The organism is Hymenobacter sp. (genome assembly GCF_036388155.1).
Taxonomy (GTDB): domain Bacteria; phylum Bacteroidota; class Bacteroidia; order Cytophagales; family Hymenobacteraceae; genus Hymenobacter.
The window spans coordinates 39403-65624 of record NZ_DASVSI010000123.1 but is presented as its reverse complement, the minus strand read 5'-3'; the positions used below and the strand labels follow the sequence as shown (position 1 = coordinate 65624).

The 26222-nt window shown below is 61.0% G+C and carries 21 protein-coding genes; 3 read left to right on the top strand and 18 right to left on the bottom strand.

What is annotated here, in order from left to right; translation table 11 throughout:
- Positions 1-119: 119 nt before the first annotated feature.
- The 8 genes from VF629_RS17065 to deoC all read right to left on the bottom strand — a co-directional run bounded on the left by VF629_RS17065 (position 120) and on the right by deoC (position 8152).
- The gene (locus tag VF629_RS17065; RefSeq protein ID WP_331059699.1) at positions 120-575 is read right to left on the bottom strand and encodes a hypothetical protein; all 456 of its coding nucleotides are present in this window, start codon (positions 573-575) and stop codon (positions 120-122) included.
- A gap of 84 nt (positions 576-659) precedes the next feature.
- The gene (locus tag VF629_RS17060) at positions 660-1844 is read right to left on the bottom strand and encodes a hypothetical protein (protein WP_331059698.1); all 1185 of its coding nucleotides are present in this window, start codon (positions 1842-1844) and stop codon (positions 660-662) included.
- A gap of 317 nt (positions 1845-2161) precedes the next feature.
- Complete coding sequence (locus VF629_RS17055) at positions 2162-3664, bottom strand: Do family serine endopeptidase (protein ID WP_331059697.1); 1503 nt, start codon at positions 3662-3664, stop codon at positions 2162-2164.
- 241 nt (positions 3665-3905) lie between these two features.
- Positions 3906-4433: an Hsp20/alpha crystallin family protein gene (locus tag VF629_RS17050; RefSeq protein ID WP_331059696.1), complete on the bottom strand. Its 528-nt coding sequence runs from the start codon at positions 4431-4433 to the stop codon at positions 3906-3908.
- A 238-nt stretch (positions 4434-4671) separates the two neighbouring features.
- Positions 4672-5502, bottom strand: a complete 831-nt coding sequence (locus VF629_RS17045) for a hypothetical protein (protein WP_331059695.1) — start codon at positions 5500-5502, stop codon at positions 4672-4674.
- Positions 5503-5526: 24 nt separating this feature from the next.
- The gene (locus VF629_RS17040; RefSeq protein ID WP_331059694.1) at positions 5527-6720 is read right to left on the bottom strand and encodes a M20 family metallopeptidase; all 1194 of its coding nucleotides are present in this window, start codon (positions 6718-6720) and stop codon (positions 5527-5529) included.
- A 216-nt stretch (positions 6721-6936) separates the two neighbouring features.
- Positions 6937-7503, bottom strand: a complete 567-nt coding sequence (locus VF629_RS17035; protein ID WP_331059693.1) for a sporulation protein — start codon at positions 7501-7503, stop codon at positions 6937-6939.
- The gene (deoC, locus tag VF629_RS17030; RefSeq protein WP_331059692.1) at positions 7484-8152 is read right to left on the bottom strand and encodes a deoxyribose-phosphate aldolase; all 669 of its coding nucleotides are present in this window, start codon (positions 8150-8152) and stop codon (positions 7484-7486) included. The genes VF629_RS17035 and deoC overlap by 20 nt, the downstream gene beginning before the upstream one ends.
- A 119-nt stretch (positions 8153-8271) precedes the next feature.
- Between deoC and VF629_RS17025 the strand changes: the two genes are divergently transcribed.
- Both VF629_RS17025 and VF629_RS17020 read left to right on the top strand, forming a co-directional pair.
- Positions 8272-9426: an AAA family ATPase gene (locus VF629_RS17025; RefSeq protein WP_331059691.1), complete on the top strand. Its 1155-nt coding sequence runs from the start codon at positions 8272-8274 to the stop codon at positions 9424-9426.
- On the top strand, positions 9419-9979 hold the full coding sequence (locus tag VF629_RS17020) for a hypothetical protein (protein ID WP_331059690.1): 561 nt from the start codon (positions 9419-9421) through the stop codon (positions 9977-9979). The genes VF629_RS17025 and VF629_RS17020 overlap by 8 nt, the downstream gene beginning before the upstream one ends.
- A gap of 71 nt (positions 9980-10050) precedes the next feature.
- On the opposite strand, the gene secA is transcribed toward VF629_RS17020, so the two are convergent.
- The 10 genes from secA to VF629_RS16970 all read right to left on the bottom strand — a co-directional run bounded on the left by secA (position 10051) and on the right by VF629_RS16970 (position 24545).
- Positions 10051-13452 carry a preprotein translocase subunit SecA gene (gene secA, locus VF629_RS17015; RefSeq protein WP_331059689.1) on the bottom strand — a complete coding sequence of 1134 codons (3402 nt, stop codon included), beginning with the start codon at positions 13450-13452 and terminating at the stop codon, positions 10051-10053.
- A 190-nt stretch (positions 13453-13642) separates the two neighbouring features.
- Complete coding sequence (locus tag VF629_RS17010) at positions 13643-14542, bottom strand: NAD(P)-dependent oxidoreductase (protein WP_331059688.1); 900 nt, start codon at positions 14540-14542, stop codon at positions 13643-13645.
- Complete coding sequence (locus VF629_RS17005; RefSeq protein WP_331059687.1) at positions 14532-15905, bottom strand: family 1 glycosylhydrolase; 1374 nt, start codon at positions 15903-15905, stop codon at positions 14532-14534. Before VF629_RS17005 ends, VF629_RS17010 begins: the two co-directional genes overlap by 11 nt.
- Before the next feature lie 166 nt (positions 15906-16071).
- The gene (locus tag VF629_RS17000) at positions 16072-17436 is read right to left on the bottom strand and encodes a family 1 glycosylhydrolase (protein WP_331059686.1); all 1365 of its coding nucleotides are present in this window, start codon (positions 17434-17436) and stop codon (positions 16072-16074) included.
- A gap of 133 nt (positions 17437-17569) precedes the next feature.
- Positions 17570-18748 carry a UDP-galactopyranose mutase gene (gene glf / locus VF629_RS16995; RefSeq protein ID WP_331059685.1) on the bottom strand — a complete coding sequence of 393 codons (1179 nt, stop codon included), beginning with the start codon at positions 18746-18748 and terminating at the stop codon, positions 17570-17572.
- Positions 18749-18876: 128 nt separating this feature from the next.
- Positions 18877-20187, bottom strand: coding sequence for a glycosyltransferase family 1 protein (locus tag VF629_RS16990; RefSeq protein ID WP_331059684.1), 1311 nt, complete (start codon positions 20185-20187; stop codon positions 18877-18879).
- A gap of 161 nt (positions 20188-20348) precedes the next feature.
- Positions 20349-20921 (bottom strand): GNAT family N-acetyltransferase, encoded by a 573-nt coding sequence (locus VF629_RS16985; RefSeq protein WP_331059683.1) that lies wholly within the window; start codon positions 20919-20921, stop codon positions 20349-20351.
- A gap of 57 nt (positions 20922-20978) precedes the next feature.
- A complete protein-coding gene (gene dapF, locus VF629_RS16980) occupies positions 20979-21779 on the bottom strand; it encodes a diaminopimelate epimerase (protein ID WP_331059682.1) in 801 nt (266 codons plus the stop codon).
- Between the two features lie 312 nt (positions 21780-22091).
- Positions 22092-23888, bottom strand: coding sequence for a peptidoglycan D,D-transpeptidase FtsI family protein (locus VF629_RS16975; RefSeq protein ID WP_331059681.1), 1797 nt, complete (start codon positions 23886-23888; stop codon positions 22092-22094).
- 168 nt (positions 23889-24056) lie between these two features.
- Positions 24057-24545, bottom strand: a complete 489-nt coding sequence (locus tag VF629_RS16970) for a DinB family protein (RefSeq protein WP_331059680.1) — start codon at positions 24543-24545, stop codon at positions 24057-24059.
- Positions 24546-24566: 21 nt separating this feature from the next.
- On the opposite strand from VF629_RS16970, the gene VF629_RS16965 reads away from it, so the two are divergent.
- Positions 24567-26126 carry a DUF3375 family protein gene (locus tag VF629_RS16965; protein WP_331059679.1) on the top strand — a complete coding sequence of 520 codons (1560 nt, stop codon included), beginning with the start codon at positions 24567-24569 and terminating at the stop codon, positions 26124-26126.
- Positions 26127-26222: the final 96 nt, after the last annotated feature.

Here is a 26222-nt window from a genome sequence, read left to right as displayed (position 1 = left end):
GGGAAACTAAGGGAACAGTGTACCTGCAAAGTTACGGCATACGGCGTCCAACGTCCGTTGCCTGCGCTAACGCTCCTCCCCGCGATGTCATCCCAATTGGCGGCACTGAAGTTAAGTGCTCAGCGCTTGTCTAGCTGCGTAACGGGCCGCACGCCGGCCCGCTCCTGCTGGTCGCACAGCCAGGTCACGGCGTCGGCTTCGTTGTCGTAGAACAACGGGTACGAGTCCAGTTTGGCGGCCTGCCGGAGGTGCAGCTCCATCTCGGCGCTTTCGGCGGCCAGCCGCTGGTGCGGCCCGGCCAGGTAAGCGGTAAACAAGGGCCCATCCAAGGCAGCGGCTACCTGTGGCGAAAACTGGTCCCGGAACCACTCCGTTAGGTTGGGGCCGGCCGGCGGGCGGCGGCGCAGGTCCAGCAGCCAGAAGCGGCAGTTGCCGTGGGCGCGGGCGGCGGCCAGCATGGTCTGGTAGGTACCCTGCAGCTCAGGTGGCGGCAAGGCTTGCAGCCAGCGACCAATCAGGATGCCTAAGTCGGGGCGATATTCTACGGAGAAAGCGTCGGTCGAAAAACTCGGCACAGGCACTGCGTTTAAGTCAGATTGCCTACCGTTTACGGATGAAATAATGCCGAGGTTGACCTCAGGGCTACTTTCTGCCCAGACTCAGACCTTGCGCACCACGGGTTCCTGCTCCAGGTGGTGCAGGTTGTTGAACACGTCAAAGCTGTCGCGGCGCAGGCTGCGCACTTCCTCGTCCGACAACTGCCGGATTTTGGTTTGGAAGTCCTTGTAGTAGGCCACGAACACGGCCAGCTCCGGCTCGCGGTTTTCGTAGGGCACCATGTTTTCCAGCACGTCGTTGAAAAACTGCGGGCTGTGCGTGGTCAGGAAAAACTGATTGTCCTGCTGGGTAGCAATGCGTTCGGCCAGCTGCGACACGTACAGGGGGAAAGAGTGCGACTCGGGCTCCTCCATGAGAATGACCGTCTGGCGGTTCGACTCCATGGCCGCCATGTAGAAACCGTAGCGCTGCAGCGTGTTGCCGCTGCTGGAATAGGGGTAGGCGAAGCTGAGGCCGTCGACCTCCTTCATCACTTCAAACCGGCCGGCATCGGGCCGCACGCGCATGCGCAGGCCCCGCTCTTCGAACAAGGTGGCAAATTCGTGGCGCAGGTCGGCGTGAGCTTCCAGCACCTGGACCAGGTTGTTGCCGTGGGGCGGGCGCAAGGCCGCATCGGGGTAGCGGCAGTCGAGCCGCGAGTTGCGCTTGAAGCGGTACGGCTTCACCGCCCGCGGGTGCCAGGCAGTGGGCGAAGACAGAAAGCGCCCGCCGGGGCCCGGCTGGTCCATCACGCCGTCGCGGTCGAATTCGGTATACAAAAAGCCGGGCTCGGGCAGCGGGCCGGCCGTGGCCAAGTGCGCGTAAAACCGATTCAGCAGCAGGGCGTCGTCGCTGGTGCGGGTCTTGTTGCGCCCTTCCAGCAGCGGCAGCCCCAGCTGCACCCGCAGAAACCGGTAGGCGGCCTGACTGAACACGCCGTACTGGAACCGTTTTTCCTGGCTGGCACGCCCCAGCAGGCAAACGTCGCGGTCTGTTTCCACCCGAATGGGCACGGTCATCACGCTGTCGTGAAACAGTTGGGCAGGCTTCTCATAGCGGATGAAGCTCCGCATGAATTTTTTCTTACGCTCGTAGGGAAAGCTGCCCAACAAGCTCATCGCCTCCAGTACCGTCGATTTTCCCACATTGGGAAGGCCAATGATTAGGTTGACCCGACGTGGGTGCAGCACCGCGCTGCGAATGGATTTGAAATTCTGAATATACAGCGTGTTGATGACGTTTTCCATGCACAAGTGAGGGCGGCGGGCGGGGCAGTAGTCGGGCGAAAATAAATTTTCGGTTTCCCGATATGGGATGGGGACTTACGAAGTAAGTTGGTGGAAGGACTTCATAACCGGGTCCTAAATACCGGATTTTTTACACTATTTTTTAATTATTCCGTTAACCTCACGCACGAAGCCTAACTTACTGCTAATGTAGCCCTCGAACAGCTATTCCAGCACTTTTTGTTCACAATTATTGCTAGTCTCATTAGCTTAATATGGAGCAACAAAAAACCCCCGCCTGGACGGGCGAGGGTTTCCAAAATTGAGACGGCTAACGACTACTGCTGGCCGATGGGATAATAGGCTTTGCGACCGTCGGGATACACGCCCTCGACCAGTGCGCCGGAGCTTTCGCGGGCAGCGTCGAGGTAAGCTTTCACGTCCGCAGGTTTGGTCACCACGTTCTTGTCGATGCGCGTGATGATGAAGCCGTCGGCCATGCCGGTTTCCCGGAAGTTGCTGCTCTTGATGCCGCTGATTTTGGCGCCGCCTTCCAAGCCGAGCTTGGCTTGCTCGCGGGCCGACACGGGGGCCAGCACCGCACCTTCGTACTTAATAGAAGCTGAGGCGGGCTCTTCGCGCACCACGCTGGTGGTGCCAGTGGCGTTGCGCAGCGTGGCCGTCACGGTGTTGCTGGCGCCGTTACGCAGGTAGTTCACCTTGATTTTGTCGCCAGGACGGAAGCGCGCCACTTGCTCTTGCAGCTGCGAAGAGGTGTTCACCGCCACACCGTTGATTTGGGTGATGATGTCGCCGGTTTTCAAGCCTGCCTCGGCAGCCGCGCTGCTGGCACTGAGGCCTTGCACGTACACGCCGTTGAGGGTGGCGAGCTTCTTCTCCGAAGCCAGCTTGGCATCGACTTCCTGAATCTGCACGCCGAGCAGGGCACGCTGTACTACTTTATACTTCAGCAAGTCGTCGACCACCTTGCTGGCCAGCGAGCTAGGAATGGCAAACGCGTAGCCTTCGAACGAACCCGTGTGCGAGGCAATGGCCGAGTTGATGCCAATGAGGTCACCGTTGAGGTTGACAAGGGCACCACCCGAGTTGCCGGGGTTTACCACGGCATCGGTCTGGATGAACGACTCGATGCCCATGTTGTCTTTGCGACGCAGGATGTCAATGTTCCGGCCCTTGGCCGAGATGATGCCAGCCGTTACGGTCGAGTTCAGGTTGAAGGGGTTGCCCACAGCGAGCACCCACTGGCCCACCCGCACGTCGTCGGAGTTGCCGTACTTCACGAAAGGCAGGTTGTCGGCTTTCACCTTCAGCACGGCCAAGTCGGTGTTGGGGTCGGCCCCTACCAGCTCGGCGTCGAACTTACGCTTGTCGTCGAGCACAACTTCAATCTTCGAAGCTTTCTCGATGACGTGGTTGTTGGTCACGATGTAACCGTTGGCGGCAATGATTACGCCCGAGCCCGAGCCCTGGCCGCCGCTCCGGGGCTGCTGCCCGTGGAACTGCTCCAGCTGGTCGCCAAAGAACTGGCGCAGGAAGGGGTCCATCTGCATCTGGCGCTGGTCGACTGCCGGCGCGGCGTATTCAGTCATTACGTGCACCACCGCGGGGGTCACGGCGGCGGCGGCGGCCACGAAGTTCAGGCCTTCGGGCACCGCGTAGGTGCTCCGGCGCATTTCAGACGTGTAACGCACCTGTGGGTCGGCGGCTACAGCTTGCGGCGCCACGGGGGCCGGCTCCAGCAGCTTGTACCCCCCCACGGCCACGCCGCCGCCAAGAATGGCAGAACCGAGCAGGCCGAGCATCATTTGTTTTGCTTGCATGGGTAAGGGAAAATGAAAAGGGTGAAAGAGGTTAACGAAGGGACTAATTTAACGAGACAACCTCGAAAATCGCACGAATGGCATCGAGGTTATTTTACGCAACGAGGGAAAGATTCGATTTGGTCTGCTAGGGTTGCTTTAGGCAGAAAATAGGCCGAATAGAGCAGTATAGAAGCTTAACACCGAAGCCCGCAAAAAAGGCACCCGGGTGGGCGCCTTTTTTTGCAATATCGGCTCGCAATTAGCGAATTTCAATGTGCTGCTTGGTCACTTTCTCCGTGTCGAAGGGCAGCGTGACGCGCAGGACGCCGTCGGTCAGCTCCGCGGCAATGGCCTTCACGTTCACCGTGTCGGGCAGGCGGAAGCTGCGGGTGAAAGCGCCGTAGTTGGTTTCGATGCGACGGAACTTGGGTGCGTTCTGTGCTTCGGCGTTCACTACGGCCGGCTTGTTCTCCTCGGTCTCGGCGTTGTTCGACTCGGTAGCAGCCGTGGCGGCTTCTTTGGCGACTGCGGCAGGGTTGGGTCGGTCGCCGGAAATCACCAGTTGGCCGTCGAGGAACTCAATGTTCACGGCGTCTTTTTTCACGCCGGGCAGGGCGAGCTGCAGCTCAAAGCCCTGGGCCGTTTCCAGGATGTCGGCGGCCGGGGTGAAAGCGGGCGTGGGCTGAGCCGTAGCGGGCTGCGAGTCGCGCAGCATGTCGGCGAGCATAACGCTCAGGGCACGGCTCGGACGGAGAGAGGGGCGGGGGTTATACAGCAAAGTTGCCATGGTGTAGGTAGTGATTTAAGGGTTGCAGAAAAGTCCATGTCGCACCGCGACACGACTTACCATCCTTAAATTTTATACCAAACCGACTGGCGCATTCTATTCAGTCAAAATGTCTTGATTTTTGCACTATAACACACCGACCGCATGTCACACAAGGCACAAAATGTCACTCAATTCGATTTTAAGGGCAATAATGCCTCTAAAAACAACCGGCCAATTTGTCACACTCAGGTTCCAACTAGTGCTCTGTGGGCAGCTGTCGGCGCTCAAATGCTTCTTTGCCTTGGAAAAGGGTGAAGCGCGCGTCAAGACCGAGGACGGGCGTGGCCAGGTTGAGCCTGCCGGCTTCGGCGGTAGGGGTGCCGCTGATGGGATTGTACTGCCCCACGGTGAAGTAATACTCGGTGGCGTAAGCCGCCCAGGGCGTGAAGTCGAACCGGTCGTTGAGGCGCACCCCTACTTCGGCGCGCAGACGAGTTGCTTGAATGGTGCGCTCGTCGGCGTCGAAATCATCTTTCTGAAAGCGCATGTGCACCACGGCTTCGTAGCTGAGGCGTGGGCGCAGCATCAGTGGGCCACTGCCCACCGGGAATAGTTTCTCCAAGTCGACGCGCAGGCTGGCGTAATTTTCTCCATCGGCCGCCACGGTACGGTCAATGTTGCCCACCGGAACGACACGGTAGGCGCTTAGGCGCTGCCCGAAGGTGAGCGGCCCGAGGGGGCTGCGATGACGCAGCAGCAATTCCGGCGCCACGTACTTAAAGCCAGACAGCGAAGCGTGCTGCACCGTGGCGCCGCCGCTCCACTGGTCGCTCCAAAAATGCTCGTAGCCCAGGGCCAGGCCGCGGGCATCGAATCCCAACACTCGGTCGGCGTAGGATGTGCCGTTGTACGCGGGCACATTTTGGCCGTGCGCGGCCAGCACCAAATAGTCGCCGTTTTTCAGGGCGAGTTCGGCTTGTAGCTCGGCCCACAGCTGCAGGTCTTCCACAACCCGGCGGGTTTGGGCGGCGGCGGGGCGCATGCTGAGCGAGGCCACCAGCAGGGCGCAAGCAAAGAGGTATTTCATTCCGTAAAGTAACAGAACAGGGAGTTATTGCCCAGATAATTCCTTCACGGCCAGCCACGCCATCAGGCCGGGGCCGGTGGCCAGGGCCTGCTCATCGATATCGAACGTAGGCGTGTGAACCGCCGAGGCGAAGCGCCCGTCTTCGTGCCGGGTGCCGAGGCGGTAGAAGCAGGCCGGCGCGGCTTGCGAGAAGTAAGCGAAGTCTTCGGCCGCCATCCACTGGTCGAGCTCCACCACGTTTTCGGGGCCCAGGTACTCCTCGGCGGCCGCTTTTACGCGGGCCGTGAGTTCGGGCTCGTTTTCCAGGTAGGGGTAGCCGTGCCGAATTTCCAGCTCGCACACGGCGCCCATGCTTTCAGCCAAACCTTCGCAGAGGCGGCGCAGGTGCTGGTGGGCTTCGGCGCGCCACTCCTCGTTGAGCGTCCGGAATGTGCCCTCAATGTATACTTCGTTGGGAATGACGTTGGTGGCACCGTTGGCGATGACTTTGCCAAAGCTGAGCACCGAGGGAATTTTGGGGCTGGAGCGGCGGCTGACTATCTGCTGCGCGGCCACGATGATGTGCGCGGCTACCAGCACCGGGTCGAGGTTCATTTCGGGCATGGCGCCGTGGCCGCCTTTGCCCCGCACGGTTAGGTACAACTCGTCGGTGCTGGCCATGTAGCGCCCGGCCCGCAAGCCAATCTTACCGGCGGGCAAATGTGGAAAGACATGCTGGCCGAGCACGCTGGTGGGCTTGGGATTTTCGAGCACGCCTTCCTTTATCATTAGCGACGCGCCGCCCGGCAGCCGCTCCTCGCCCGGCTGAAACATCAGCTTGATGGTACCCTGGAACTCGCCTTTCAAGTCGTTCAAGATGCGCGCCGCGCCCAGCAAAGAGGCCGTGTGGACGTCGTGCCCACAGGCGTGCATCACCCCGGGGTTGGTCGACTTATACGGCACGTCGTTGGCCTCAATGATGGGCAGGGCATCCATGTCGGCGCGCAGGGCGATGGTGGGCCCGCCGGGCTGTCCCTCTATCAACGCGACCAGGCCGGTGTTGGCGATGGGCTGGGGTGTAAGGCCCATCTTTTTCAGCTCTTCGGCCACGAAGGCTGCCGTGTTAGTTTCTTCAAACGACAGCTCTGGATGGGCGTGCAAGTGGCGGCGCACTGCTACCGTTTCGGCAGCATGTTGGGCAGCAAGGCGCTGAATTTCGGGCAGGAGTGTGGTCGACATAATTGGGGAATTGAACAAAAAATTTCCTCCTTACCGAGGAGGGGACGTTGCCGCGCCCGCGGCAACTGGGGTGGTTGGTTTGATTGAACGACTCGCAGCAGGTTCGTTCGTGCATCGTTCAGGCATCGTTCAACGACTCCCTGCGGTGCCCCCCCCGTCCGAGCCTGCGGCTCGAACATCCCCTCCTTGGTAAGGAGGGGAGTTGTCGCTCATGGGCTAGGGATTCTTGTTTAGCAGCACTTGGGTGGGCTCTAGCTCCAGCTTGGGGGCGAGGCCGCGCAGCTTGGCCAAGCCACGGGCGGCGTCCAGCTTGGTGAGGTAGTCGCCGATGTAGAGGCGATAAACCGGTGACTTGAAGGTGAGGTAATCGGTTTCCTCGGGGTAGCGGCCGATGATGGCGCGGCGAATGGCCATGGCCTGGTCGCGCTCGATGCCGAGGTACACCAGGATGCGGTAGCCCTGGGCATACTTCACGTTCTGGTTGGTGTAGGCCTGGTCGCGCAGGCGCTGCTCTACTTGGGGGGTGACGTGGTTGGTGGGCGTAATCACCGTTTTCACTGGGGCCGCGGCGGCAGTTGCGCCTGTTTTGGGCGCGCTGAAAACCGGGCGGTACTTCGCCACGTCCTCGGCAGGCATGGTGGGCGCAGCAGCACTGGCCGGCTTTTTGGCCGTGGTATCTGGCGTGGAGGAACTGGTGCGCGGCGCCTGTTGGGCCGTGCTGGCGCAGGCGGCCAGCGCGAGTAGCAAGGGGGCCAAAAGCATCTTAGGCAGCAGTCGTTTCATCGGTTTCAGCAATCAGGGTCACACTATTAGACGAGCCGATGCGGTCGGCGCCGGCGGCTACCAAAGCCAGCGCCGCCTCGCGGGTGCGAATGCCGCCCGCGGCTTTGATGCGGACGTTGGCGGGCAGCACGCGGCGCATCAACTCTACATCGGCTACGGAAGCGCCTCGGCTGGCAAATCCGGTGGACGTTTTCACAAAGTCGGCCTCACCGCCCACGCACAACTGGCAAGCCAATTCAATCTCGGCCTCGCTCAGCAGGGCCGTTTCGATGATGACTTTCAGAATGGCTTGGTGCACGTGGCACAGGTCGGCCAAATCCAAAATCTCGGCCTGAATGGCTTCTGTCTTACCGGACTTGAGCGCCGATACGTTGATGACCATGTCCAGCTCGTGGGCCCCGTCATACAGGGCCACTTCGGCTTCCTTAAACTTGACGCTGGAGCTGGCATAGCCCAGCGGGAAGCCGATTACCGTGCACACGGCCACGCTGGTACCGGTCAGCTTTTCGGTGGCCAGGGCCACGTAGCACGGCGGCACGCACACGCTGGCAAAGCCGTGCGCGGCCGCCTCCTCGCAGAGCTGGATTATCTGGGCTTCCGTGCAATCAGGACGCAGCAGGGTGTGGTCAATTCGGGCGGCTAGGGTCATGGGACAAAGGTAGCGCGAGTAACGCTGCCTCCCCTACTACATCACGAGGCGGCGGGTTGTGGCGTGGAGGCTGCTATGGTTGCAGCCTTCCCCTGTACTTTTGAACAAATCCCTCTGCTATGGAAAACGCCATCAAGTTTCTGCGCATTCAGAATTTTAAGTCCATCAAAGACGTGACGCTACACCCACGCCGCGTGAACTTAATTATCGGCGAGCCGAACGTGGGCAAGTCGAACCTGCTGGAAGCTATGACGCTGCTGGGCGGCATCACCTACGAGCAGACCGAGAAATTTATGGGCAGCTTCATTCGCTACGAAGAGCCGCGGCAGCTGTTTTATGACGGTCTACTAACAAATACTATTAAAGTAGAAACTGACCAAGAAAAAGCCTTATTGGGATGGAGCGTTTTTGATGGCTTATTCAAAAGCTTGTTCATTTCCAATTTCACCTTTGGTGAAATAATCAATGATGCCACCTTCACACACCGAGGAAAAACTGTCGTGCTGGGCACGGATGAAGCTGTTTTGGATGATTTCCCGGAATTAATCAAGCAAACACATATTCACAAACCAGGGAAATCTAGGTACATGTATGCAACGTTTGATGATGAAGCGTCTTTTAAAATCAGGCAATATCAAGACCGACTGCGCATAGCTATTAAAACGTATTACTTCAGCAAACAAACTGCGCTCGGCAAACACTATAACTTCAATTACCTGAGTCCACCGCAGGGCAATAATCTGCTGGATATTATTCAAAAACTTCCTGGTTTACGAAAGGAAATCTCTCGAATGTTTGAGCATTACGGGCAAAAGCTGCAAGTTCGCATGAATGAACGGCGCCTTGAAATCATCAAGGACCAAGACGGCGTAATCTACTCATACCCCTATTCCAGCGTAGCCGACACCCTGCAACGCATCATCTTCTACTTGGCCGCGATTGAGAGCAACGACGACGCCGTGCTCCTATTCGAAGAGCCCGAGGCCCACTCCTTTCCGGTGTACGTGTCGAAGCTGGGCCGGCGCATCGTGGAGAGCCGCAACAATCAGTTCTTCATCGACACACACAGCCCCTACCTCATCGACGGCGTCCTGGAAGACATGCTCACCGATGAGGCGCAGGCCGGCGAGCTGGCCGTTTTTGCTGCTTACTACGAGGACCACCAAACGAAGGTGCATCAGCTCAGCGACGAGGAAATCCGCAGCATTCGCAACGACAGCATCGACGTATTCTACAACATGAAGCGGTTCACGACCGGCCGGATTGATGCGTGAACAAGTCGTGTTCGTGCCGGAATGCCACGTCGACACCGCCCTGGCCCAAGTGCTGCTGGCCGACCGGCTCACCTTCATCAACCACCAGAAAAGCATTTCCAAAGTAGCTCGCGTGTTGCAGGCACAGGCCGCGTCGGACCGGGGCCCGCGCTTTGTGGTGGGCATGGTGGATAAGGACAAGAGGTTCGCCGACATCCACTACCTGCGTCCTTTCGCTGCTTCCGCGCCCGTAGCCGCCCGCCCCGGCCCCGACTCCCGCTACTGCATCTACCAGCACCCGGCGCACCCGTGCCACTATCTCATCGTGTTGGAACCTGCCTGCGACACCTGGATTTTTGAAGCCGCCCACGCCGCCGGCCTGGACCTAGCCACTTTCGGTTTGCCCACCACGCTAGCCGGATTTATCGAGGTGGTAAAGGACGAAGACGCCGAAGAAAACCCACGGCTCGTTGACTTGCTGCGGGCCATCAGGCAGGCCCAGCCGCCCGCCTACCGGGAGCTGGCGGAATTCGTAGCCGACGTCATGGACCGCAACAGCAAGCTCTGGCGGTAGCGCCAACCACCACAAAAAAAGGCGGCCTTCCCGATTGGGAAGGCCGCCTTTGCGTTTTATGAGCGGGTTAGCTAGTCCACCAATACGGCCCGGCCGCTTTCCACGTCCTGCTCCACGGACTTGTACTTCACGTCGCGTTTCACGGTGCCGTCCATGTACTGCACGCTCACCTTGTCGTTGCGGTTGGCCACTTTGTGACTGCGCACGGGGGTTTGCTTTACCGCGGGCACGTCGGCGGGGCCCATGTCCTCGGGGCCGGCGCCGAGCGAGTCGAGGCTGGACTCGTGCTCCACGGTGAAGTTGGTTTGCTGCTCCTCGTCTTCGAGGTAGTAGTCGGGCTCGGCGTTGGTGCCTACCATGTTTTGCTGCACCGGCACGTCGGCGTGGAAGAGGAAGCTGGTGGTTTCCTCGTTCACTTTGCCAATCATGCGCTTGAACAGCTCGAAGCTCTCGAACTTGTACACCAGCAGCGGGTCCTTCTGCTCGTACACGGCGTTTTGCACCACCTGCTTCAGGTCGTCCATCTGCCGCAAGTGCTGGGTCCAGGCCGTGTCAATCACAGACAGTACCACCACTTTCTCCATCTGACGCAGAATGTCGTGGCCACCGGTAGCTTGAGCTTTGCGCAGGTTAGCAATAGCCTGCACCTGCTTCTTGCCGTCGGTGAAGGGCACGGCAATGTTCTCGTAGGGCGCGCCGTTGTTCAGCAAATCGTTTACCAGGGGCAGGGCGTTGCTGGCGATGTGCTCGTTCTTGCTCTGGAAATAGCCGAGGGCCTCTTCGTAAAGCTTCTGGGTGAGCTGCGGCAGCTGCAGGCTGGTGAGGTCTTGCTGGGTCAGGTAGGTATCGTAGCCAAACACGCGGATGACGGCCAGCTTGAAATCTTCGAAATCACCTGTGATTTTATGACCGGCGGCGATGTCCTCGCTCACGTCGTAAATCATGTTGAGGATGTCGACTTCCATGCGGTCACCGTGCAGGGCGTTGCGGCGGCGCTTGTACACCACTTCGCGCTGGGCGTTCATCACGTCGTCGTACTCCAGCAGGCGCTTCCGCGTGCCGAAGTTGTTTTCCTCTACTTTCTTCTGGGCGCGCTCGATGGAGTTGGTAATCATCGAGTGCTGAATCACCTCGCCCTCTTCCATGCCCATGCGGTCCATCAGCTTCGCAATCCGGTCGGAGCCGAACAGGCGCATCAGGTTGTCTTCCAATGACACGAAGAACTGCGAGGTGCCTGGGTCGCCCTGGCGGCCGGCCCGGCCGCGCAACTGGCGGTCAACCCGGCGCGACTCGTGGCGCTCCGTGCCGATGATGGCCAGGCCACCCGACTCCTTGGAGGTTTCGCGCAGCTTGATGTCGGTACCGCGGCCGGCCATGTTGGTGGCAATGGTCACGGTGCCTGGGAAACCGGCGGCGGCCACAATCTCGGCCTCGCGCTGGTTCTGCTTGGCGTTGAGCACCTGGTGCTGGATGCCGCGCAATTTCAGCATGCGCGATACCAGCTCGGAGATTTCCACCGACGTGGTGCCCACCAGCACGGGGCGGCCGGCTTCCACTAGTTTCTGGATTTCCAGGGCCACGGCGTTGTATTTCTCGCGCACCGTCTTGTACACCTGGTCGTCGGAGTCTTTGCGGCTGATGGCGCGGTTGGTGGGAATCACCACCACGTCCAGCTTGTAGATTTCCCAGAACTCGCCGGCTTCGGTTTCGGCCGTGCCGGTCATGCCGCACAGCTTGTGGTACATGCGGAAGTAGTTCTGCAGCGTCACCGTGGCGTAGGTCTGGGTGGCGTCTTCCACGCGCACGTTTTCCTTGGCTTCGATGGCCTGGTGCAGGCCGTCGGAGTAGCGGCGGCCTTCCATTACGCGGCCGGTTTGCTCGTCCACGATTTTCACCTTCCCGTCGTCGGTCAGGATGTACTGGTCGTCCTTCTCAAACAGCGTGTAAGCCTTCAGCAGCTGGTTCACGGTGTGCACCCGCTCCGACTTTTCCTGGTAGTCGCTCATCAGTTTTTCCTTCTGATGCAGCTTTTCTTCGCTGGTGAGCGCGGCGTTTTTCTCGATGTCGGCAATGGCCGCCCCAATGTCGGGCATGATGAACAGCTGCGGGTCTTCGCCCTGGGCCGTAATCAGGTCAATGCCCTTTTCGGTCAGCTCGATTTGGTTGTTCTTCTCGTCGATGGTGAAGAACAGCGGCTCGTCGGCCTTGGGCATCTGCCGGGAGTTGTCCTGCAGGTAGTGGTTTTCGGTGGCCTGCAGCACGGCGCGGTTGCCGCTTTCGCTGAGGAACTTGATGAGGGGCTTGCTCTTGGGCAGGCCGCGGTGGGCGCGGAACAGCATGAGGCCACCCTCGCCGTTTTTGTCGCCTTCCTCCACCCCGGTTTTGCCTTCGGCGATGAGCTTGCGGGCCTGCACGAGGTAGTTCTGCACGAGCTTCTTCTGCTCGTCCACCAGGCGCTGGATGCGCGGCTTGAGCTGGTAGAATTCGTGCACGTCGCCGCGCGGCACCGGGCCGGAGATGATGAGCGGCGTCCGCGCATCGTCAATCAGCACGGAGTCCACTTCGTCGACCATGGCGTAGTGGTGCTTGCGCTGCACCAGTTCTTCGGGGTCGCGCGCCATGTTGTCGCGCAGGTAGTCGAAGCCGAATTCGTTGTTGGTGCCGTAGGTGATGTCGGCCTGGTAGGCGGCGCGGCGCTCCGGCGTGTTGGGCTGGTGCTTATCGATGCAATCCACCGTAATGCCGTGGAACTCGAACAGCGGCGCGTTCCATTCGGAGTCACGCTTGGCCAGGTAGTCGTTGACGGTTACAAGGTGCACACCGCGCTTCGACAGCGCGTTGAGGAACGACGGCAAGGTCGAAACCAGCGTTTTGCCTTCGCCCGTGGCCATTTCGGCGATTTTGCCCTGGTGCAGCACCACGCCGCCAATCAGCTGCACGTCGTAGTGCACCATGTCCCAGGTGATTTCGGCGCCGGCCGCGGTCCAGGTGTTGCTCCAGATGGCCTGGTTGCCCTGAATCACGCAGTTGGGGTGCGTGGTGGCGTACTCGCGGTCACGCTCGTTGGCGGTTACCACCAACTGGCCGTTCTCCTTGTAGCGGCGGGCGGTTTCCTTCACAATGGCGAAGGTCTGCGGCAGCACTTCCAAGAGCACGGCTTCTAAGTCTTTGTTGCGCTGCTTTTCCAGCGCGTCAATCTGCTCGAACAGCACCTCTTTCTGGGCCACGTCGAGCTGAGGCTGAGTGTCGATTTGCTGGTGCAAACCCGCAATCTGCCCATCCAGACCGGCGAGGCGCTCGGCAATGCGAGCCCGCACGGAGTCGGTCTGCTCACGCAACTGGTCATCGGACAAGCCGGCCAGTTTGGCATATTCGGCATTAATCAAGCCCACGTAGGGCACGATATCTTTCAAATCGCGCTCCGACTTGGAGCCAAATATTTTGGCGACGGTCTTGCCTAGGAATTCAAACATCAGGTAGTTTTTTAGCGAATAGCGCCGGGGCGCACCCCAAATTTACGGAGCCTTCCGCTAAAACCGTCCCAAAAAGGAAATTGTGCCATGCTGGCAGAATGTAGCGTGGACCCTGCGAGTCCGCGCCTCGCCTTGCACTCCTGTTTTTTCCGCGCAGCCCAGGCGCGGACTCGCAGGGTCAACGCTACAATCAGGCTGGCAGCGCAAAGTGCCGCTCCATCTCGCTCACACACCGGCTTAGGGCGTCGTCTAAGGAAGGCAAAATCATGCCGCGCTCGCTCACCAGCACGCTTTGCGCGGGCCGGGTGGCGGGCAAGCCAAAGTCGGCCATGGGGCGCGGCACCACAAAATCGGGCGAAAGGCCAGCGCGCTGCGCGGCCATGCGGGCCAGTTCTGCCCAAGTGCAGGCGCCCTCGTTGGTCACGTGCCAGATGCCGTTGGCCTCGTCCAGCAGCAAATCGAGCGCGGTGTTGACCAAGTCGGGCACGTAGGTGGGCGAAATGCGCACGTCGTCGGCGGCTTCGAACCGCTGCCCTGCGCGGGCGGCCTGCATGGCAAAGTGCACGAAGTTGAACTCGTCCCAGCCGCTGAAAAACGCGCTGGTGCGCACCACCAGTGCCTGCGGATGCACCGCCAGCACGCGCTGCTCAGCGGCCAGCTTGCTGCGGCCGTACACGTTCAGTGGGTTCGGCTTCGAGGATTCGGTGTAGGGCTCCTGCTGCTGCCCGTCGAACACCAAATCGGAGGAGAAGGTGAGGAAAGGCAGCCCGCGCGCGGCGCAAGCGGTGGCCAGCACCGAAGGGCCGGTGGCATTCTCGCGGAAGCAGTCGCCGGCGTTGTTTTCGGCCTCGTCCACCCGCACGTAGCCGGCGGCGTTTACCACAGCCCAGGGGCGTAGCGAGTCCAATGTTTTTTCCACGACGACCGGACTGGTCACGTCCAGTTCTTCACGGCCCAGGGCCGCAATGACGAGGCCGCGGGTGTGGCAAATTCGACCGAAGGCGCGGCCCAGGGTGCCATGCGCCCCCGCTATGAGCAGGGGACGAATGTCCGGGTCGGCAATGTGGCTGGGAACGAAATCAGGCCGCATATCTTAGTTTCTCCTTGGTAGCAGAGCGGGTGGCGCCGGATATTTTCATGCGGCGCGGCTCTATGGATTTGTCGGGGGTGGTGCTGGGCTGGAAAACCACGCGGCCGGGGCGCTGCCACCAACCGAGGCTTTGCAGCACGGGATGTTGAAAGGGCTGGCCGTGGGCCAGGCTGCGCACCTGCTTGGCCAGCAGCGTGGGCCGCAGTTGGCCGCTGCGCACGTCAAACACGCCGGTTTCGTAGTGGCCGATGTCGCGGGTCAGCAGGCTCACCCAGTCGTAGGCGCCAAAGACGGACCACACCGTGACGGCGCGTACGTCGGCGCCCTGCTCGCGGGCCGCTTGGGCCGATTCCCACACGTACTGTAGCCAGCGCACCTGCTCCTCGCGGGTGCAGTTGAGGTGGGCTTCGGTGATGGAGACGGGGATTTTGTAGCGTTGCCAGGCCTGCAGCAGCAGGCTGGTTACGCCAGCCATTTGCACCCGGCCCACGCGCACGGCTTCCACGTCGGCGTAGCGTTGCTGGCCGTTTTCGGCGGCGTGAGAAGGCCAGTAGTTGTCGGCGGCTTCGTCCAGAAACCGCTCGCTGGTGAGGTAGTGGTTCAGGCCCAGTACGTCGGGCGGGCACGGGTCATCGACCCAGTTTTGCAGTTCTTCTTCCGTGGCGCCGTGCTGGCACAGGTAGTCCCAGAAAAAATGCGTCGGCGACACGCGGCCGCACAAAATGTCCAGGCTGAGCCAGCGCCGGTGGTTTTCAAAATCGGCTTGGTAGCGCAGGGCCGGCGTGCTGTGAATCTGGGCCAGGTCTTCGGTTTGCACCAGTTGGGCGTGCGGGATGATTTCCCGAATGGCTTTCATCGACTGCCGCGTGGCGTCGAGTTGGTTGAGCAGGGCGCGCACAAACGTGCGGTCGTCGGCGGTGTGCGGGTACCAGTGGCCGTAGAGGGCGCTGAAGCGCGCCGTGGTCAGGGGCTCGTTTACCGGGGTGAAGTGGGTGAGCCAAGGGTAGCGCCGGGCCACGTTGCCGGCGTGGCGGGCCAGGCCGGCGGCGAAATTGTCCTCGTGCAGGGCGGTGTAGCGGGGGCCGCTGCCGTGGTGCACCAGGCCAATGATGGGGTTAATGCCGAGCTCGCGCAGGCGGGGCAGGCGCTCGTCGGCCCAGGTCCAGTCGCAGGTGTCGGAATTGTCGGGGCAGGTATGCTCCCAGAGCACGGGGTAGCGGAGGGTTTTTAAGCCAAGTTCGGCTAGGGCATCGAGGTCGGAAACGCGGTGGCGGTGCCCGCTGCGGGTGATTTGGTCGGAATAGTTATCGCCCACACGGCAGTGGCTGCATTCAATACCGCCCCAGAGTTCTAGTGTTGTCATCGGATTCGTCGTCGGTGGAACAATGGCCCAAACCAGCGCTTGGCTTGGCTTGAACGAAAAGCATGCTGCCTTTCCAATACGAGCAAAGCGGCGCAGCGGCTGATTTGGCGAGTGCCGCGGGCCCCCGCTCAACGCCGGAGCCCGCAACCTAACCCCGTGACGCGCCCTACGCTGCGTTGCCCAACTCTCCAGGTAATTCCGAGGACTGATTTTTCTCTTGGCCCTTGAGCATCACCCGCGTTTCGGCCAAATGCGGGCGGTAAAGCACGCGGCTCGGGCGCAGCCACCAGCCCGGCGACTGCATCACCGGATGCTGCAATTTGCGGCCCTGCGCCAGCGCACGCACCAGCTTGGCCAACAGCGTGGGCCGCAGCTCGCCGCTGCGCACGTCGAACGGGCCGGGCTCGTAGTAGCCCACGTTGCAGGTGAGGAGCTTGTTCCAGTCGTAGCTGCCCAGCAGGGACCACACGGTCACGGCGCGCACGTCGGCGCCGAGGGTGCGGGCTTCTTCGGCGGCCTCCCACACGTGGTTGAGCCAACGCACCTGCTCCTCGCGGGTGCTGTTGAGGTGCGCTTCCGTCACGGCAATGGGCAGGCGGTAGCGCTGCCAGGTTTGCAACAGCAAGTTGGCTATGCCCACGGTTTCCACGCCGCCCACGTTGATGGCCTCGGTGTCGGAGTACGTCAGGCCGTCGTTGACGGTGACGGTGCGCTCCGGGTAGTGCTGCATTTCCTCGTCCAGGTACCGCTCGCTGGAAAGGTAATGGTTGATGCCAATGATGCTGGGCGGGCAGGGGTCGTCCACCCAGCTCTGCAGTTCGGCCGCAAGGGCGCCGTGCCCGGTGAGGTAGCCCCAGAGCGGGTGCTCGGGCGTGACCTTGCCGCACAAAAGGTCCAGGCTAATCCACCGGCGATTGTTCTCGAACTCGGCTCGCTTGCGCAAGGCCGGCGTGCTGTGCGCTTGGCCCAAGTCTTCGGTTTGCACCAGTTGGGCATGGGGAATGATTTCCCGAATGGCTTTCATCGACAGCCGCGTGGCTTCTAGCTCATTGAGCAAGGCGCGCACGAAGGTGCGGTGGCAGGTGGTGTGCGGGTACCAGTGCCCGTACAGGCAGCTGAAGCGCGCCGTGGTCAGGGGCTCGTTCACGGGGGTGAAATGCGTGAGCCAGGGGTAGCGCCGGGCCACGTTGGCCGCGTGCCGGGCCAGGCCGGGCGCGAAGCTGTCCTCGTGCATGGCCGTGTACAGTGGCCCGCTGCCGTGGTGCGTCAGGCCCGCAATGGGGTTGATGCCGAGCTCGCGCAGGCGAGGGAGGCGCTCGTCCGTCCAGGTCCAGTCGCAGGTGTCCGGATTGTCGGGACTGATATGCTCCCACAACACGGGGTAGCGCAGGGTTTTCAGGCCAAGGTCGGCAATGGCGTCGAGGTCGCTGACGCGGGTCCAGTGGCCGTTGCGGGCGAGTTGGTTATAATATCCTTCGCCAATGCGGCATTGGGTGCATTCGATGCCCCCCCAGATAGCTAGATTAGACATGGGAATTTTAATTGGTAGAACAAAAAAAAATCAGTCCGCGGCCTAGCGTTGTGCTTGGCCCGGCCATTAAATTAAACTGCCACCCCAGGCAAGCGCATGGGGTGGCAGTTTCCGCAATGAAGAGGGAGAATTACTACTCTTGCTTCGGCGAGCGGCTCACCAATTTCTCCACCAGGGCCGTGCTGCCCGAAATAGCCGGGCGGGCGGGCTTGGCAGCGTTTTCTTTCTCCGTCAGCTTCTTGTAAAGCGTCAGGGCCTGGGCCACCACCTGGTCCATGTTGTAGTACTTGTAGGTGGCGAGGCGGCCCACGAAGTGCACGTTGGGCGTCTCATCGGCCAGCTTCTTGTACTTGTTGTACAGCTCGGCGTTTTCCGGCATCGGAATGGGATAGTACGGGTCGCCCTCGGCCTGCGGGTACTCGTACACGATGGCCGTTTTGGGGTGGTCCTGGCCGGTGAGGGCCTTAAACTCCGTGATGCGCGTGTAGGGATGCTCGTTGGGGTAGTTCACCACGGGCGCGGCCAGGTGCTTCTCCTTGTTCAGCGTTTCGTGCTTGAACTCGAGCGAGCGGTAGGGCAGCTTGCCGAACTTGAAGTCGAAATACTCGTCTACCGGGCCGGTGAAGATGATTTCCTTGTAGGGAATGAAGTCGATTACCTCGTGGTAATCGGTGTTCAGCATCACCTTGATGTTGGGGTGGTTGAGCATGTTCTCGAACATGCGGGTGTAGCCGTGCAGGGGCATGGCCTGGTACGTGTCGGTGAAATACCGGTCGTCGCGGTTGGTGCGGGTAGGCACGCGGCTGGTCACCGACTTGTCGAGCTGCGAGGGGTCGAGGCCCCACTGCTTGTTGGTGTAGTTCTTGAAAAACTTGTTGTAGAGCTCGCGGCCCACTTTGCTCACCACCACGTCTTCCGACGTCTTGATGACGGGCACCGACTCGGCCACCGAAGCGAAAAATTCTTCCACTTCGAAGCTGGTCAGATTCAGGCCATAAAGCTTGTTGATGGTGTCGAGGTTGATGGGCATGGGCACCATCTGGCCGTCAACCGATGCCAGCACGCGGTGCTCGTAGGGACGCCACTCGGTGAAATTGCCGAGGTAGTCAAACACTTCTTTCGAGTTGGTATGAAAGATGTGCGGGCCATACTTGTGCACCAAAATGCCGTCCTCGTTATAGTGGTCGTAGGCATTGCCAGCAATGTGGCTGCGCTTGTCGATGATGAGGACCTTCTTATTGCTGCGGGTGGCCAGCCGTTCGGCGAGCACGCTGCCGGCAAAACCGGCCCCAACGATGAGGTAATCGAACATGGTGCGTAGGGTATGGAAATGTGTAAGGAAGGGACTGAGTATTAATGTCTGGTATTCGGTATTCGGCAGTCAGTAATCAGACGGTGGATGGGAATCCAGATTCAACTAATCTGTCCACCGACTGACCACTACAGACCGCCCCGGTGAGAACCGGCGGGGGGCAGGTCTACCTCCGAAACTTTGGTGGCCATGGCGGGCGCGCTGGCCGTGAGCGTCGTGGACGCGTCGGGGGCTTTGGCCGCGAGGCGTTGCTGCATCAGGTCGACCATTCCCTGCCAGGTTTGGTCCCAGGAAATGGTGGCCAGGTACGCGTCGGTGCGCTGGCGCCAGTCGGCGTCGTCGCGCTGGGTGAGGGCCGTGGCAACGGCCTTGCCGAAATCGGCGGCGTTATCGGCAATCTGCACTAGGTTCAGGTCGCCGTAGGGGCGCACCACGTCGCGAATCGGGGTGCTCACTACGGGGTTGCCGGCGGCCAGGTATTCTGGGGTTTTGGTCGGCGAAATGAACTTGGTGCTTTCGTTATCGGCGAATAGCAATGTTGCTACGTCCCAACCCTTCAAATAGGCGGGGAGTTCCTTGTAGTCCTTACCGCCGAGGTAATGCACGTTGGGCGTGCGGGGCAAAATGGCCGGGTCAATCTTCACCACCGGACCAATGATGACGAACTGCCATTCCGGGTGATTCTGCGACAACTCGCGCAGCAGCTCAATGTCCAGGCGCTCGTCGACCACGCCAAAAAAGCCAATGCGCGGGTGCGCAATGCGGGCCTGGTCGTCTGGTTCGGCCAGCGGGCCACGGGCTTGGCCAAAATGGGCCTTGTCGATGCTGCTGGGGAAGGCGTGCGCGTCGGGGTGCTGCTCGCGCTTGGCTTCGTACAGCGTTTGGCCGCCGGTGAACACCAGGTCAGCTTTCTGAAACAGCTCCTGCTCGCGCTGCCGCAGCTCCGGCGGCGCAAACTTGAACGCGGCCAGCTCGTCCATGCAGTCGTACACGGTGAGCGCCGGGTGGAAATGGCGCGACTTGCCCAAGGCCATGGGCGTGTAGTACCAAAAAACGTATTTTGTAAGACCTTGCTCGTTAAAAAACTGGCTTAGAATTTCAAATTGGGCTTGGTCGGCGGCGGCATCGTCGTGGCGCAGGCGTTGGGGCAAATGCGCCACAACCACTTTCACGTTCTGACGTTCTTTTATCTCAAGGTGCGGCTCGATGAGGTCGTCGTTGTGATAAAAAGCATCCTCGACATAAAACACCCGGCCGTGCTCAGCGAAGCGGGAAAGCAAATGCTGAGGGCGCTGCCATACAAAGTCCCAGTGCAAATGCGCAAAGCAAACAAGGTCGGGCAGGGTATACGAAGCAGAAGTTTCGGCAGCTGATGCGCTGGGCCGGGCAGCGGTGGAGGAAGCACGCAGAGGCGCTTCCACCGTCGATGAAGGTGGCATGAAGAAGGCAGGAAGGTGAGTTTCGCGCCGGGCCGGAACAACACGGGATAGAACGGCCGGGGCGCTTGCTATACTATACGGCCCCCCCCTCCCAAAGGATATGGTTCAGCTTATTCTGCTAAAATCCTGACCAACTTCAATTATAAAATCGGAGTATATAACTATAAAATACCTCTGTAGGAATGCTGCACCTGCAGCAGACACTGCCACTCCACGGCATCGGCCCAGCCACCGGGAGTGCGCAGCCAAGCCTGCCGGGTGCCCACCCGCCGGAAGCCAGCCGCGCGGAACAAGCTCAAACTGGGCCCGTTATCTGCCGGAACCGTGGCATAGAGCTGATGCAGCCGCAACGCAACCCGGGCGTGCTCCTTCACCAGTTCGAGCGCCTGCCGGGCGTAGCCGCGGCGCCGCTGCCCGGCCAAAACGGTGATGCCCACGCCCGCCCGCTGGTGGAGCGGGTCGTACTCAAACAGGTCGACCACGCCCACCGCCTCCCGGCTAATTTCAGTAGTAACCACAAGCCTAAGCTGCCTAACTACGTAGAAATCGCTGGAAGCGTGCGCCAGATACTCACGCAACGCGTGCCGCGACACCGGCGCCAGCATGTCCGACACGCCCCAGATGGCCGGGTCGTTCTCGAGCGCGTACAGAAAATCAAGGTCTTCGGGTTCGAGGGCACGCAGGCGAACGGGGGGTTGGCGGGCGGGCGGGTTGGCGGGTTCAGCAGGTTTCATCAAACGTCCGTTTTAGGGGCCACATCACAAGCTGCCATTCCTTCGTGTCACAATCCACTACGCCACCATTCCACTGAAAACGCGCACGGCAGGCCCGCTCAGCCACACGTTGGCAAAGCCGCCGTCGGGGCGGTGCTCGAACGACACTTCCAGCTCGCCGCCCATGGTGCGCAGGCGCACCGGCGAGGCGGCCCCGCGCTGCGAGGCGGCCAGCGCCACGGCCGTGACGCCGGTGCCGCAGCTCAGGGTTTCGTCTTCCACGCCGCGCTCGTAGGTGCGCACGGGCCAGGGCTGGGCGGGGTCGGCGGGCACTTCCACGAAGTTGACGTTGGTGCCGGCCGGGTCGTAGGCCTGGTCGTAGCGAATGTCGTGGCCGGCCGCAAACACGTTGAACTCCGCCAGGCTGGGCGACTCGCTGGGGTCAAGGAAATGAATGTGGTGGGGCGAGCCCGTGTGCAGAAACACGTCCTCCTCTCCTACTTCAGCCTCTTGGGCGGGCTCCACGTCAATCATTCTCAGGTGCACGGTGCCATTGTCGTCCACGCGGGCGTCATGGGGACCGTCCACGGCCAGGAAACGCGTGTGGCTGTCTATCAGCCCCAGGAACTTGGCAAACGCCACCGTGCAACGGCCGCCGTTGCCGCACATGGAGCTAGGGCGGCCGTCGGCGTTGAAGTACACCATCTCGAAGTCAAAGTCGGGCTTGTTGCGCAGCAAAATCAGCCCATCGGCCCCAATGCCAAACCGGCGATGGCACAGGCGCGCAATCAGGGCTTGGTTGGTTTCGTCGAAAACTTTGGCCCGGTCGTCAATCATGACGAAGTCGTTGCCGGTGCCTTGGTACTTATGGAACTGCATGGCGAAGCGTTGTATTCTGCAAAATAACGGCATCGCGCGCGCCCGGCCATCTCGTCTGTGGCAAGCATTCAAACGCAGGGGTTGGCTGAGAATCTATTTGTATTTGAACGGTTCCGGGGCCGGAGTAAAGTAGCGCGAACTCTGTAATTCGCGTCCCGCGCCTTAAACGTCTCCGCGCTGTTAAAGTCGTTCGGGTGTCCGCCGGGGACGCGAACTACAGAGTTCGCGCTACTGCCCGCCCGGTACACTGACGGCAAAACAGCACTAACAGACTTTTTAGCTGACACAACCAGCTTCTCATGCAAGGTGCCGCTAGCGGTGCTCCCGCTCGTAGCGGTACCCGCGGTACTTCATGCGCAGTTCCGAGCGTTTGCGCTTCGGGGCAATGCTGCCGCGCAGGTATTTCTCGATGACCAGGGCGGCGCAGGGAGCCGCCGCCGTGGCGCCAAAACCGGCGTTTTCGAGGTAGACGGCCACGGCAATTTTGGGGTCGTCGGCGGGAGCGAATCCGACGAAGGTGGCGTGGTCGTCGCCCTCGTCGTTCTGCACGGTGCCCGTTTTGCCCGCCACCGTGATGCCCACATCGGCCAGGCTGGAGGTGGCAGCCGTACCACCGCGCTGCATCACGGCAACCATGCCGGGCACCAGGGCCTCCAGGTTGGCGCTGTCGATGAGGGTGTGGTGCTTTTCGAGGAAGCGCGGCAGCGGCCCGCCGTTGCCCACGCTGCGCACAAAATGCGGCGTGTAGTACCAGCCCCGGTTGGCGATGATGGCCATCATGTTGGCCATTTGCAGGCCGGTCAGGTTGATTTCGCCCTGCCCTACGCTTAGGGAGTAGATGGAGCGGTATTTCCAGTAGCGGGTGCGGCGGGCGCGGTCGTAATAAGCCGGCGTGGGCAGAAACCCAGCCTGCTCGCGGGGCAAATCTACGCCGAGCAGCGTGTCGAGCCCGAACGACTTGGCGTAGCGCTGCCAAGCCGCCAGGTTGGCGTGGCGGGCGGCCGTGGTGTCGGCCACCAAACTGTCGGGCACGCGCTCGATGAGGTTGCGCATCACCTGGTAGAAGTAGGGGTTGCAGCTGTACTGCAGCGCCACGGTGAGGTTGCGGGGCACCGGGTGGCGGTGCACGCAGTTGATAAGCGACTGGTCGCAGCGAAAGCCGGTACTGGGCCGGATGGCGCCCAGCTGCAAGGCCACGGCCGCATTCACCAGCTTGAACACCGAGCCGGGCGGGTTGGCCAGCGTGGCGGGGCGGTTGAGCAGGGGCATGTCCTCGTTCTCCATCAGCTTGCGGCGCGTGCCGGCCCGGTCGGGCGCCGTGAGGGTGCTAGGCGCGAACGTGGGCGCCGACACCGCGCACAGCACCTCGCCGGTGCGCGGGTTGAGGGCCACGAGGTAGCCCTTGCGGCCCGCCAGCAGGCTTTCGGCGTAGGCCTGCAGTTTAGCGTCGATGCTCAGGTGCAGGTCCTGGCCCTGCTGAAAAGCCGTGTCGGCGGCCCAGGTGCCGTGCTGCTGGCCCAGGGTGTCGAGCCAGGGGTGCTGAACGCCCCGACGGCCGTTGAGCAAGCCGTTGTAATACGTTTCGACGCCGCCGTTGCGCAGCCGGTAGAAGCGGCCGCGGCGGTAGCGCTGGGCCAGCCGCAGGAACGGCTGGGCTTGGTCGGCGGCGTAGCCCAGCACCGTTGCCCCCGTGCTGGTGGTGTAGGTGCGCATGGTGCGCTGCTCCAGGGTCAGCATGGGCCAGTCCTTTTTACGGGCCAGGATTTTCTCGGCTTCGGCGTTGGTGAGCAGGAGCTTCACCCCGCCTTTGGGACGGGCACCTTCGTAGGGCAAGGCCCCCTCGATGCGGCGCCACAGCGTACTGTCGCGCCAACCCAGCACGCGGCTGAGTTTGAACGAATCGAGCGGTGGGCGAACTGGCAGCGTGAGCAGGTAAACCGGCCGAGTGGCCACCAGTACCGAGTCGTTGCGGTCGAGCACACGGCCTCGCTGGGGTGCCTCCGATACGTCGCGACGCGGAGTGAGCGGCCCAACGGTGGAGTCCTGCACGGCCGGCATCCCCACCTCCTGCCCGGGTGATGAGCAGGCGTTCAGCAACAGAAGCAACACCAGGAGACAGGTTCTCCAGGGAAAGAGGGCCGTGGGCATAAGGTAAAGCTAGGAGCCAGCGACGAGGTTGACCGACACTCTTCGATGAACCGGGGCCGTTGCCACGCGAAGAGCAGAAATGAGCTGGAAAAAGCTAATGGCCTCCCTCAAGCTTGGCTGCTGCAAACCTTACGCTGCGGCTTTGCGCAGCAGGGCTATTTGCCCGGCGTGGTAGAGGTAATGCTGGGCCACGCCGTGCAGCATGACATAAGCCGAGGAGCCCAGGCTTTGCGACCGGTTGGCCGGAACTCCGATGGGGCGGTCCAAGTCGGCATCCGGCAACTCGGCAGCCGTTTGCAAGAGGCGTTCGTGGGCGGTGCGCAGGTCGCGCAGCACGGCCTGCCAGTCGGCTTCGGTGGGGTTTTGGGGTTGGGGCGGCCAGTCTTCGGCGTGGCTGATTTGGAGCTGGGTGTCCAGCTTGATGCGGCGAGTCACCACATCGGCCCACACGCCAGCGTGCCGTGTAATTTCCCAAATGCTGTGCGCCGTTGGGATGGGGTGCTGAGCAGCTTGCGCAGCAGTCAGGCCGTCGAGGGTAGCCAGCAGCGACGGGCCCGGCCAGGACTCGCCGTCAAAAGCGCGACGGATTTGGTCGAGAAGGCGGGTGGTTTCCGGCATGGAAGGTGGCGCAAATGGTTGATGAAAAAGTCTTACTACTTTAGAATATTTAGCAAAATAAAAATCAATAAATTTTACAAAGTCAGCCTTTACATTTACTCCTATCTTCATCTATTCAAGCTTTATCAACGCTACCGCGCCTTATTCAACCCTGACCGACCACGTGTACCAATACGGCTGCTGCGTAGCCAGAACGCGCCGCTAGTGCTTTGCTTTTTACAGCAAAGTTTCAAAACGGGCGACTACTCGCCAGTGCTGTCGACCGAGAAGCTGGCGGGAAACTTAGCCTTATTTCTGGAAGATGAGCAGGTAGCCGATGCGGAAGGCGACCTAAGCACGCTAGGCTTGTCCTGCGAGGAGCAGGCTGCGCTGCTGCTGAAAAAATGGGTGCGCGCCGGTTACCTCACCCTCTATACTGACGAGCACGGCACCGACCAGCACACCCTTACACCTGAGCTGGAAAGTGTGCTCGACTGGGTGCATTCGCTGCTCGACAAGCCGGCCCACGTGGGCACCGAGTCCCGGTTTCTGGACATCATGCACAAGCTGCGCGAGCTGGTGCAGAACTCCGACGACGACTGGCGGGCCAAAGTAGCGGAGCTGGAAAAACAGAAGAGCGACCTCGAAAAGCAAATTCGTGAGCTGAAGCTGAGCAAAACCGTGGTGACCTACGACGACGTGCAAATCACGGAGCGTTACCAGAACGTGAGCGGACTGGCGCGGGGGCTATTGCGCGACTTTCGGGAGGTGGAGGGTAATTTTCGGACGATTACCCAGCAGATTTACCAGCAACAATCGGCCGCCGGGCACACCAAGGGCAGCCTGTTGGGCCTGGCCCTCGATGCGCTCGACGCCCTGCGCGACACCCCGCAGGGCCGCAGCTTCGAGGCCTTCTATCAGCACCTGACCGACCCGCGCCAGAAGGCCGAGCTGGACCAATTGGTGAAGCAGGTGTTTGAGCTGCTGCGCGCGCGCGGGCTGGCCAATGGCGACGGCTTTCTGCGCAAAATCCGGTTTTACCTGCACGGCGAGGGCCAGAAAGTGAACGAGTCGTTTCATGCCCTGGCCCGCAAGCTGGAGAAAATCGTTTCGGAGAAAAACCTGCGTGAGCGCCGCCGCTCCCTGGCCCTCATTCAGGACATTCGCCGCCTTGCCTTCGAGGTGATGGAGGCGCCGCCCGAAGAGGCACTCTTTCTGGAAATCGACGGCCGGGCGGAGTACCAGAGCAATGAGCTCACAGAAGTTGTGGAGTTGGATGAGCGCGCAAGCAGCATTGCACCTCGGCAGTTGGCCGTGGCGCAGCAGGAGGAGGCTGATTTCGTGCCACTGACGGGGCCGCGCATGGTGGACAGAACGGTGCTGCTAGCCAACATCGACCAGCTACTACGGGCCCGGCCGCAAGTGAGCCTGCGCCAGGTGGTGGACGCCTATGCCCTGCAACACGGCCTAGCCGAGCTAATGACCTACGGCAGCATCGCGGCGACTTCCGACAAGCACTTGCTCAACGACCAGCGCACCGACGTTTTCGTGCTCGGGCCGGGGCGGGCGTGCGAGTTCCCCGAGGTTATTTTCTGCCGCTAGCGTGGCTAAAATTGTATCCTGTGTACTTAAAAGAACGGTCATGCTGAGCGTAGTCGAAGCATCTCTACCGCAGTAGTAATTCAATCGCCTGTGACG

What these genes read in the sequence shown, in the direction of transcription:
- VF629_RS17060 (WP_331059698.1), bottom strand. Translation starts at nt 1,844, where the DNA reads ATGGAAAACGTCATCAACACGCTGTATATTCAGAATTTCAAATCCATT.
- VF629_RS17045 (WP_331059695.1), bottom strand. Translation starts at nt 5,502, where the DNA reads ATGAAATACCTCTTTGCTTGCGCCCTGCTGGTGGCCTCGCTCAGCATG.
- dapF (WP_331059682.1), bottom strand. Translation starts at nt 21,779, where the DNA reads ATGCAGTTCCATAAGTACCAAGGCACCGGCAACGACTTCGTCATGATT.
- VF629_RS16970 (WP_331059680.1), bottom strand. Translation starts at nt 24,545, where the DNA reads ATGCCGGAAACCACCCGCCTTCTCGACCAAATCCGTCGCGCTTTTGAC.
- glf (WP_331059685.1), bottom strand. Translation starts at nt 18,748, where the DNA reads ATGTTCGATTACCTCATCGTTGGGGCCGGTTTTGCCGGCAGCGTGCTC.
- VF629_RS17050 (WP_331059696.1), bottom strand. Translation starts at nt 4,433, where the DNA reads ATGGCAACTTTGCTGTATAACCCCCGCCCCTCTCTCCGTCCGAGCCGT.
- VF629_RS17000 (WP_331059686.1), bottom strand. Translation starts at nt 17,436, where the DNA reads ATGTCTAATCTAGCTATCTGGGGGGGCATCGAATGCACCCAATGCCGC.
- VF629_RS17020 (WP_331059690.1), top strand. Translation starts at nt 9,419, where the DNA reads ATGCGTGAACAAGTCGTGTTCGTGCCGGAATGCCACGTCGACACCGCC.
- VF629_RS17005 (WP_331059687.1), bottom strand. Translation starts at nt 15,905, where the DNA reads ATGACAACACTAGAACTCTGGGGCGGTATTGAATGCAGCCACTGCCGT.
- VF629_RS16985 (WP_331059683.1), bottom strand. Translation starts at nt 20,921, where the DNA reads ATGAAACCTGCTGAACCCGCCAACCCGCCCGCCCGCCAACCCCCCGTT.
- deoC (WP_331059692.1), bottom strand. Translation starts at nt 8,152, where the DNA reads ATGACCCTAGCCGCCCGAATTGACCACACCCTGCTGCGTCCTGATTGC.
- VF629_RS17040 (WP_331059694.1), bottom strand. Translation starts at nt 6,720, where the DNA reads ATGTCGACCACACTCCTGCCCGAAATTCAGCGCCTTGCTGCCCAACAT.
- VF629_RS16990 (WP_331059684.1), bottom strand. Translation starts at nt 20,187, where the DNA reads ATGCCACCTTCATCGACGGTGGAAGCGCCTCTGCGTGCTTCCTCCACC.
- secA (WP_331059689.1), bottom strand. Translation starts at nt 13,452, where the DNA reads ATGTTTGAATTCCTAGGCAAGACCGTCGCCAAAATATTTGGCTCCAAG.
- VF629_RS17035 (WP_331059693.1), bottom strand. Translation starts at nt 7,503, where the DNA reads ATGAAACGACTGCTGCCTAAGATGCTTTTGGCCCCCTTGCTACTCGCG.
- VF629_RS16965 (WP_331059679.1), top strand. Translation starts at nt 24,567, where the DNA reads ATGAAAAAGTCTTACTACTTTAGAATATTTAGCAAAATAAAAATCAAT.
- VF629_RS17055 (WP_331059697.1), bottom strand. Translation starts at nt 3,664, where the DNA reads ATGCAAGCAAAACAAATGATGCTCGGCCTGCTCGGTTCTGCCATTCTT.
- VF629_RS17010 (WP_331059688.1), bottom strand. Translation starts at nt 14,542, where the DNA reads ATGCGGCCTGATTTCGTTCCCAGCCACATTGCCGACCCGGACATTCGT.
- VF629_RS17025 (WP_331059691.1), top strand. Translation starts at nt 8,272, where the DNA reads ATGGAAAACGCCATCAAGTTTCTGCGCATTCAGAATTTTAAGTCCATC.